General features: G+C 61.0%; 8 protein-coding genes and 1 pseudogene. 5 read left to right on the top strand and 4 right to left on the bottom strand.

Annotated features, from left to right (window positions below):
- The coding region (locus I9P22_RS22290) for a transposase (RefSeq protein ID WP_233253540.1) at positions 1-298 on the top strand (298 nt) is incomplete at its 5' end.
- A 25-nt stretch (positions 299-323) separates the two neighbouring features.
- On the opposite strand, the gene I9P22_RS22285 is transcribed toward I9P22_RS22290, so the two are convergent.
- On the bottom strand, positions 324-1,034 hold the full coding sequence (locus tag I9P22_RS22285) for an IS6 family transposase (protein ID WP_199262221.1): 711 nt from the start codon (positions 1,032-1,034) through the stop codon (positions 324-326).
- Positions 1,035-1,109: 75 nt separating this feature from the next.
- Between I9P22_RS22285 and I9P22_RS22280 the strand changes: the two genes are divergently transcribed.
- Positions 1,110-2,293 (top strand): IS3 family transposase gene (locus I9P22_RS22280; RefSeq protein ID WP_408635220.1). Its coding sequence is split into 2 segments (ribosomal slippage): positions 1,110-1,371 and positions 1,371-2,293, totalling 1,185 coding nucleotides; the frame shifts between segments, so codons are not numbered across the junction.
- Positions 2,294-2,314: 21 nt separating this feature from the next.
- On the opposite strand, the pseudogene I9P22_RS22275 reads toward I9P22_RS22280, so the two are convergent.
- Together I9P22_RS22275 and I9P22_RS22270 are read right to left on the bottom strand one after the other, a co-directional pair.
- A pseudogene (locus I9P22_RS22275) lies at positions 2,315-2,437 on the bottom strand (IS5/IS1182 family transposase); the annotation flags it as partial.
- Between the two features lie 50 nt (positions 2,438-2,487).
- On the bottom strand, positions 2,488-3,078 hold the full coding sequence (locus I9P22_RS22270) for a recombinase family protein (protein WP_376780413.1): 591 nt from the start codon (positions 3,076-3,078) through the stop codon (positions 2,488-2,490).
- A gap of 112 nt (positions 3,079-3,190) precedes the next feature.
- On the opposite strand from I9P22_RS22270, the gene I9P22_RS22265 reads away from it, so the two are divergent.
- The 3 genes from I9P22_RS22265 (at position 3,191) to I9P22_RS22255 (ending at position 7,550) form a co-directional block, all read left to right on the top strand.
- Positions 3,191-6,094, top strand: coding sequence for a Tn3 family transposase (locus I9P22_RS22265; protein WP_199262219.1), 2,904 nt, complete (start codon positions 3,191-3,193; stop codon positions 6,092-6,094).
- Between the two features lie 416 nt (positions 6,095-6,510).
- Positions 6,511-7,239 carry a ParA family protein gene (locus tag I9P22_RS22260; protein ID WP_066009097.1) on the top strand — a complete coding sequence of 243 codons (729 nt, stop codon included), beginning with the start codon at positions 6,511-6,513 and terminating at the stop codon, positions 7,237-7,239.
- Positions 7,236-7,550 (top strand): hypothetical protein, encoded by a 315-nt coding sequence (locus tag I9P22_RS22255; RefSeq protein WP_127657609.1) that lies wholly within the window; start codon positions 7,236-7,238, stop codon positions 7,548-7,550. The genes I9P22_RS22260 and I9P22_RS22255 overlap by 4 nt, the downstream gene beginning before the upstream one ends.
- Here I9P22_RS22255 and I9P22_RS22250 read toward each other — a convergent pair.
- Complete coding sequence (locus I9P22_RS22250; protein WP_199262218.1) at positions 7,547-7,825, bottom strand: hypothetical protein; 279 nt, start codon at positions 7,823-7,825, stop codon at positions 7,547-7,549. The two genes, I9P22_RS22255 and I9P22_RS22250, sit on opposite strands and share 4 nt — an antisense overlap.
- Positions 7,826-7,921 lie beyond the last annotated feature (96 nt).

Raw genomic sequence — 7,921 nt, 5'->3', positions numbered from 1 at the left:
CATTGATAGTGGACACTATGGTGATGGCGTGGCGCGTCGGACGAAGCGACTTTGGACGGATGAGGAGAAGCGTTCGATCTGTTTCCAGACGGCGGCGCCGGGCGTTTCCGTGGCTCAGGTGGCGCGGCGCTACGCGGTGAACGCGAACCTGATCTTCAAGTGGCTGCGCGATCCCCGTTATGCGCCGGACCCCACCTCGGTTGCGCGCCCAGCAGAGGAGGCGCGGTTTCTGCCCGTAGAGATCGTCGCGGAGACCAGGTCTACTCCGGCGGCGGCATTGTCAGGTTGTTTTCACTGACTGGCCAGAAACTTCGCTGATTGTCTCATGCGGCAAGTTGGGCGGTCATTTCAGCCCACAGGCTGAATGCGTCAGCCCGGGCGTGGCGGTTTGATCTTGCGGTAAGTCGGTGACGTTTGGGGCGAAACAGGGCGGCGGTTTGATCCTGGGCGGAGAGAAAGATCTGGGCCTGTCCGGCAGACTTGAACCGGCCCATGATCTTTTCGCGTCGTCGGGTGTGGCGATGTGAGGCTTCAGCCCGATTGTTGAGGCCCTTGTGGCGACGATGTTCGACACCGGGGCAAAGCTCCCGCTTTGCAGCTCCGTAGCTTGGCAGCTTGTCGGTCACCATCACCCGCGGACATCCCCAGCGCTTCAGCAGTTTCCTGAGGAAACGCTTTGCCGCGCGGGCATTCCTGCGGCTTTGGACAAGGATCTCGAGGGTGTCGCCCCTGGCGTCCACCGCCCGCCAGAGCCAGTGTTTCCGGCCTCGGATCACGATCACCATCTCGTCAAGATGCCACTTGTCGTCCGAGGGCGGGCGATGGCGACGGATCCGGGCCGCAATCCGCGGCCCGTATCGCCGGCACCAGACCCGGATGGTTTCGTAGCTGACCAGAATTCCGCGTTCTGCCAAAAGATCCTCGACGTCGCGCAGGCTGACAGCAAAGCGATAATACAACCAGACCGCGTATCCGATGACGCTGCGGGGATAACGATGGCCCTTCAACCGGGCAGGGTCAGGCGAGAGGATCATTCGCAAATCTACCCCGAATATTCGGAAAGTTCAAAAAACCTGACAGTGCCGTTTTGACCATGAAGGAGGACCACGATGGCAACCAAGCGACACAAGCCCGATGAGATCGTCACGAAGCTTCGGCAGGTTGAGGTTTTGCGCGGCCAGGGCATGGCGATGGCGGATGCTGTTCGCCAGATCGGCGTTTCCGAGCTGACGTATTACAGGTGGCGCAAGCAGTATGGCGGCATGAGCCGTGACCAGCTTCGGCAGTTGAAGGAGCTCCAGAAGGAGAACGAACGGCTTCGCAAGGTGGTTGCCGATCTGACACTGGACAAGCTGATCCTGACGGAGGCTGCTCGGGGAAACTTCTGAGCCCCTCGCGTCGTCGTGCCTGCATAGACCATGTTCGCTCGGTTCTGCCGAAACGCGTTTCGGAGCGCCGGATATGCCGCGTGCTGGGGCAGCATCGCTCCACGCAGCGCCGCATTCCCCGCGGTCGGGACGACGAGCAGCAACTGACCGAGGACATCGTTGCACTGGCCCGCCAGTATGGCCGCTATGGCTATCGCAAGATCGCCGAGCTTCTGCGCAGCCAGATGGGCTGGGTGGTCAACGACAAGCGGGTCGAGCGCATCTGGCGACAAGAGGGGCTGAAGGTTCCGGCCAAACAACCGAAGAAGGGCCGGCTCTGGCTCGCCGACGGATCATGCATCCGCCTGCGCGCCGAGCGGCCCAACCATGTCTGGTCCTACGACTTCGTCGAGGACCGAACCCATGACGGAAGGAAGTATCGCATGCTCAACGTGATCGACGAGTTCACGCATGAAGCGTTGGCGATCCGTATCGATCGCAAGCTCAACTCCACCGACGTCATCGACGTCCTGTCCGATCTCTTCATCCTGCGCGGTGTGCCTGAGCACGTCCGCTCCGACAACGGCCCGGAGTTCATCGCCACGGCCGTGCAGGACTGGATCACCGCTGTCGGGGCGAAGACCGCCTACATCGCTCCCGGAAGCCCATGGGAGAACGGCTACATCGAGAGCTTCAATGCTCGCCTGCGCGACGAGCTTCTCGACGGCGAGATCTTCTACACGCTCAAGGAGGCCAGGATCATCGTGGAAAGCTGGCGCCGGCATTACAACACCGTGCGCCCGCATGGGTCGCTCGGCTACAAGCCACCGGCGCCCGAAGTCTTCATCCCGGCATTCGCGCGGGCGGCCCTGCAACCCAAACCAGCGATGCCGCCCGCGCTAGCCCCGAGGCCGTCATTGCACTAACATTCTAACCGGACCCGTCCATGGGGGCAGATCACAGACCATCTCGGGATCAAACCAGATCGACAGCGATCCGCGTTGCTTCAGCGCTGTGTTGTACGAAGGCCAGTTCTTGGTCTTGTACTTCGTAGGGGCCCAACTGCTCATGCCTTCCAGCTATCATACTGGGGTAGATTCCGGTAGGGGGCAGGAACGTATCACAAGGCATTTTGCCTGTGCCGTTTGACGATGTCTGTGACGGTGTTTTTCGAGATGCCAAGGTCGCGTGCGATCCACCGGTATGACCGGCCGTCTTCGATGGCCTGAAGCACCTTCGGGGCAAGCTTATCGGATTTTGGTCGTTGGCCTGGCTGTCGCCCAAGTTTTTTGCCGCGCGCACGGGCCGCTGCGAGACCGGATTTCACGCGCTCGCTAAGCAAATCGCGCTCAAACTGGGCAATCCCGGCCAGCATGGTGGCCATCATCCGGCCGTGCGGCGTGTCGAGTTCGAAGGTCATGCCGTTCATGGCCACGACCGAGACCTTCCAGCCTGCGAGCCGATTGAGGGTATCGAGCAGGTCCTGGGTGGAGCGTCCCCACCGGGAAAGCTCGCTGACGAGGATGGCATCGAGTTGTCGAGCCTGCGCCAGATCGAGCACACGGTTACGTGCAGCCCGATTGGCAGCGGCCCCGGAAGCTGTCTCCTTGAATACGCCGACCACGTCATAGCCGCCACGCTCTGCAAACGCGGTGAGCTCGGACACCTGTCGCTCACAAGACTGGTCTGTGGTCGAGACTCTGGCGTAAATGGCGGCACGTTGTCCCAGTTGAACCCCCTAGGATTTTGGCCTTGCAAGCCTTTGATTTTGCTGGTGCGGATCTCGTCCTGAACAGACTAATGACTAACAAGGACAATCCAGCATGCCAAGACGCTCTATCCTGACCGCGCGCCAGTGCGCGGCGCTGTTCGATCTGCCGACAGACGAAGCCACCATCCTCTACCACTACACACTGGCGGACGATGACCTCGAATTCATTCGAACCCGTCGCCATGCACGCAATCGCCTCGGCTTCGCCCTTCAGCTTTGTGCTTTCCGATATCCTGGCCGACTGTTGGCGTCGGGTGAGGTCATTCCAGAGGCCATCAGCAGCTTCATCGCAGCACAGCTTGGCGAAGAGATGGATGAGCTTTGCCGATACGCCGAGACCGACATAACGCGGCGCAGGCATCTGGTCGACTTGCGCCAGCTCTATGGCTTCAAGATGTTCTCCGGGCATCGCGCGCGGGAACTGAAAGCCTGGCTGTCAGGCGAGGCGGAGGTGGCAACCTCCAACCATGATCTGGCCCGCCGGTTTGTCGAAGAGTGTCGCCGGACCCAGACGATCTTGCCGGGTGTGTCCGTGGTCGAGCGCCTCTGCGCGGATGCGCTCGTGGCGGCGGAACGCCGGATCGAAAGCGCCATCGTGAACCGGCTGGATGAGGATAGAAAGGCCCGCCTGGACACCCTGCTCACGGAGATGGTCGATGGCACGGTCAGCCAGTTCATCTGGCTGCGCCAATTCGAGGTTGGTCAGAACTCGGCCGATGTTGGCCGCCTCCTCGATCGGCTGGAGGTTCTGCGGGATCTGAACATCTCGCTAGATATCCTCGCGGGCATTCCACCCCATCGGGTGACCCGCCTGCGGCGTCAGGGCGAACGCTACTTTGCCGATGGTCTGCGTGACATCAGCAGCGACCGCCGCCTGGCCATTCTCGCGGTTTGCGCCGTCGAGTGGTGTGCCGCGATTTCCGACGCGGTGGTCGAGACCCATGACCGGATCGTCGGCAAGACCTGGCAGGGCGCGAAGAGGCTGTGCGACGCCCAAATCGCCGACGCAAAGGCGGCGGTGCAGGACACCCTGCGCGCCTTCAAATCTCTCGGGTCGGCCCTGCTGGACGCCAGAAGCGATGGGGCTTCCTTGGATCAGGCGACAGAGCTGGCTTGCGGGTGGGATCGGCTCGAAGGGCTGGTCGCCACCGCCGCCGAGTTGACGGACACGATGGCCGCAGACCCATTGACCCATGTTGGCCAAGGTTATCTTCGGTTCCGCCGCTATGCCCCGCGCATGCTGCGCGTTCTCGATATCGAGGCGGCGGGTATCGCAGCTCCCTTGCTGCAGGCGACCGCGCTGATCGCAGACGATGAAAAGCCCGAAACCCGCCCAGTTGGCTTTCTGCGGCGCGGCTCGAAATGGCACCGCCATCTGAACGCTGAGGACGGTGACGGCCATCGGCTCTGGGAAGTTGCGGTGCTGTTTCATTTGCGGGAGGCGTTCCGGTCGGGTGACATCTGGCTCCCCCATTCCCGGCGCTACGCCGATCTGAAGCAGGCCCTGGTTCCTGCGGAGGCAGTAGAGGGCGCGCCAAGGCTGACGGTGCCGCTCGACCCGGAAACCTGGCTTGCCGATCGCAAGGCGCGCATGACCGAGGGGCTGGCGCGACTGGCCAAGGCGGCTCGCGCAGGGGCGATCCCGGGCGGGGCGATCGAGAATGGCGTCTTGAAAACTGACCGCCTGAGTGCGGCGGTGCCGCAAGAGGCGGACGGGCTGGTGCTCGATCTCTACGACCGGTTGCCGACCATACGGGTCACCGAACTGCTGCAGGAGGTCGATGCAGATATTGGCTTCACGGAAGCCTTCACACATCTGCAGACCGGCGCGCCCTGCAAAGACCAGATCGGGATGCTGACCGTGCTGTTGGCTGAAGGTTTGAATCTTGGGCTCAGCAAGATGGCCGAAGCGACCAGCACACATGACTACTTCCAACTCTCCCGCTTGTCGCGATGGCATATGGAGAGCGATGCCATCAACCAGGCCCTCGCCATGGTGATTGAGGCACAGGCCCGGCTGCCCATGGCCCAGTTCTGGGGCGGGGGCGTCACCGCGTCCAGTGACGGGCAATTCTTCCCCGCCGCCCGGCAGGGCGAAGCCATGAACCTCATCAACGCGAAATACGGCTCCGAGCCAGGCCTCAAGGCCTATACCCATGTCTCCGACCAGTTCGGCCCCTTTGCCACCCAGAACATTCCGGCCACCGTGAGCGAGGCGCCCTACATCCTGGACGGGCTGCTGATGAACGAGGCCGGGCGAAAGATTTCGGAGCAGTATGCCGACACTGGTGGCTTTACAGACCAGATCTTTGCCGTGACCACGCTGCTGTCCTACCGGTTCATCCCGCGCATCCGGGATCTGCCGTCAACGCGGCTCTATCTCTTCGATCCCGCCACCGCGCCGAACGAGTTGCGCGGCTTGATCGGCAGCAAGATCCGCGAAGGCGTCATCGTCCAGAACTGGCCGGGCGTCCTGCGTGCCGTGGCCACCATGGCGACGGGCGTCCTGCCGCCCAGTCAGTTGCTCAAGAAGTTCGCCGCCTATCCGCGCCAGCACGAGCTGGCCGTGGCGCTCCGCGAAATCGGCCGCATCGAACGCACCCTCTTCATCATCGAGTGGCTACTCGACGCCGACATGCAGCGCCGGGCTCAGGTCGGGTTGAACAAGGGCGAGGCACACCACGCCTTGAAAAACGCCCTGCGCATCGGGCGCCAGGGTGAAATCCGGGATCGCACCACCGAGGGCCAGCACTACCGCATGGCGGGCCTCAACCTGCTCGCGGCAATCATCATCTACTGGAACACCAAGCACCTCGGTCAGGCCGTGGCCGCGCGGCAGCGGGCCGGCCTGAATTGTGCGCCCAATTTGCTGGCGCATATCTCGCCGCTCGGGTGGGCACACATCCTGCTCACTGGGGAATACAGGTGGCGGCGGCAAACCGGGGCCAGCTTGTGAAGTAATCAGCCCTATTTCTTGCCACCGTCACGGCTCCCAAACGCGCGCACCGCGATCATCGCCACCACGAAGGCGGCCACAGAGTTCAAAATGGAGGAGAGAAAGGGGTGTCAGGGCCTTGTGATACGATCCTGCCCCCTACCGGAATCTACCCCTGGGACTTCGGAAAATAGGGCTCAAGACGCGCCATCTGGGCGTCGGTCAACCAGAAGAGATCAGACATGTTCACCGCTCGTTTTTCGAACCGTGAATCACGCCGCCTCGCAGAAATCAATGGGTCCTGACCCTAGATGTGACGAGGTCGAACGTCTCAAAGCACCCTCGAATTTAACTCTAACTACGTCATTAAAGTTAACTCTATAATTAATGTTAACGACATAGTTGACGTTAGAGTTAAACGCAGGCAATCTACCGCCATGTATGTAATCACCTTCGCAAACCCGAAAGGCGGCTCGGGGAAAACTACGTCCGCCATGCTCTTGGCTGAACAGATCGCTATTTCTGGCGGTCGCGTTGCGATTCTCGATCTGGACCCAAATGCCAACATCCTTGCATGGGCCCAGACGCGCGAAGCCGAAGGTAGAGACGTTCCTTTCACAGTTCATGCGCGACCGCAGGCCGAAGAGACGGTCGAGCTCATCGACAGCCTATCCGATGAGGCTGACTATCTCATTATCGACCTTGAAGGGTCGAAGGATCAGATCGTCACTTTCGCGCTATCGCGGACAGATTTGTGCATCATCCCGCTCGATGGCTCGCCTATGGAAGCCCGGCAAGCCGCGCAAGCGGTTCGCTTGGTACAAACCACAGCAAACATGATCCGCGCGCAAATCAACTACGCCCTCTTGTTCACTCGCACCAACGCCGCGTTCCAGACCACGGATGAGCGCGACGTGCGGCAAGAAATGGAGCTCAACAACATCCCGACGCTACCCGTTCGGATCGCCAAGCGCGCGCCTTACACCCGCATCTTCCGGGACGGTGTGCTCTTGTCAGAGCTGCCTGACATCGTGACGCAAGAAATGCAGGGCAAAACCGCGTCTGTATCCGACAAGGCCATGAAGCAGGTGACCGGAGCCATCGAGAATGCCCGCGACTACGCACAAACCGTCATTGCAACCCTTACCAAGGAGCAAGTGGCATGAGCGGGAAATACGGCTTCTCAGGCGGGATCGACCTGCCCAAGACAACACCGGCACCCAAGCCTCGGCCAAAGGTCGATGGCAGCTCATTAAGCGAGGCCGTCAGAGCCGGTGCCGATCTTGGCTTCGTCAACAGGGAACCAACGACGCGCCTTAAACCTGGCCCCAAACGCAAAGAGCCGCAGGACAAAGTTTCGATACCTGGCCCGAAGCGCGTGGTGGATGATTTTCGGGCTTTTTGTTCAACGCGCGATCTTACCCTTTGGCAGGGCTTGGAGTTGTTGCTTGAAGAACAGAAGGGTAGAAGCGGCTAAGGGTTGCCGCGTTTCTCAAAGATTTTCCGACAGAACCCTAAGAATGCCCTGTCCGGGTTGGCCGGAGCATCGAGACCACCGTCGGCCATCCATTCGCGCCATTCTTGCTCTAGCGTGTAGATGTCCCATCCCGGCGCAACCTTACGGGCTTCCTGATAAACGTCAGGGCTCAAACGGATCGCCCCGGATGGAGCCGCCAGAGCTTGCGGCTTTTCCGCGTGACGGTTTACAAATACGACCATGTTTTCGTCTAACCGGACTGAATAGTCCGGCATGTGATTGTACCCGACATTCCCCAAGTGGCCCGCCGCTTGACTTCAAGATCGCCTGATTTTGCTCGCTGGGCAAGCGTTTTTCGCCCCGAGCGGTGT

Origin of the sequence: Paracoccus binzhouensis (assembly GCF_016446475.1) — a bacterium.
In the GTDB taxonomy this organism is placed as follows: Bacteria; Pseudomonadota; Alphaproteobacteria; order Rhodobacterales; family Rhodobacteraceae; genus Paracoccus; species Paracoccus binzhouensis.
The sequence above is the reverse complement of the archived record's forward strand: the minus strand, read 5'-3'. Positions and strand labels throughout refer to the sequence as shown.

What these genes read in the sequence shown, in the direction of transcription:
- I9P22_RS22285 (WP_199262221.1), bottom strand. Translation starts at nt 1,034, where the DNA reads ATGATCCTCTCGCCTGACCCTGCCCGGTTGAAGGGCCATCGTTATCCC.
- I9P22_RS22265 (WP_199262219.1), top strand. Translation starts at nt 3,191, where the DNA reads ATGCCAAGACGCTCTATCCTGACCGCGCGCCAGTGCGCGGCGCTGTTC.
- I9P22_RS22260 (WP_066009097.1), top strand. Translation starts at nt 6,511, where the DNA reads ATGTATGTAATCACCTTCGCAAACCCGAAAGGCGGCTCGGGGAAAACT.
- I9P22_RS22255 (WP_127657609.1), top strand. Translation starts at nt 7,236, where the DNA reads ATGAGCGGGAAATACGGCTTCTCAGGCGGGATCGACCTGCCCAAGACA.
- I9P22_RS22250 (WP_199262218.1), bottom strand. Translation starts at nt 7,825, where the DNA reads ATGCCGGACTATTCAGTCCGGTTAGACGAAAACATGGTCGTATTTGTA.